This window comes from Bartonella sp. MR168JLCBS (assembly GCF_042194175.1).
The window spans coordinates 334-701 of sequence record NZ_JBHIMP010000171.1; the positions used below are offsets into that span (position 1 = coordinate 334).

The following is a 368-nucleotide window of genomic DNA, read 5'->3' on the forward strand; positions in this document are numbered from 1 at the left end:
GGTACTCTTGACAAAGCCAGTTCAAGCCAACGGGGATTTTCACAATTTAATCCGTTCTTTTTTACAACACTCTATATTTTCATCTCTCAATAACAAAGAATAAAGAATGAAGCCCTTCTCATTCTATACTCAACTCTTACCATCAAAGTAACTGGTCAGCAGAAGGCTTTAAATGCATCTCACTGGCATACGGTATTGTCTGCCGCTCGATCATACGGTGTACTCTTATACCGTTAGGTGCACAATTTAAGTGACGCAGAAGCTTATTCACTTCTGCATCTGCTTTTATGCGACGGTGATTATGGCGCAAATAATCTACCCATGTTGGCATATGATAAACTTCTGTCCAATATTCAGGCCTTTCAAGA

Annotated in this window: 1 protein-coding gene; it reads right to left on the reverse strand. The window is 39.7% G+C overall.

Annotated features, from left to right (window positions below; translation table 11 throughout):
* Positions 1-142 precede the first annotated feature (142 nt).
* A partial coding sequence (locus tag ACFIK8_RS10100) for an MFS transporter (protein WP_375669343.1) occupies positions 143-368 on the reverse strand: 226 nt, incomplete at its 5' end.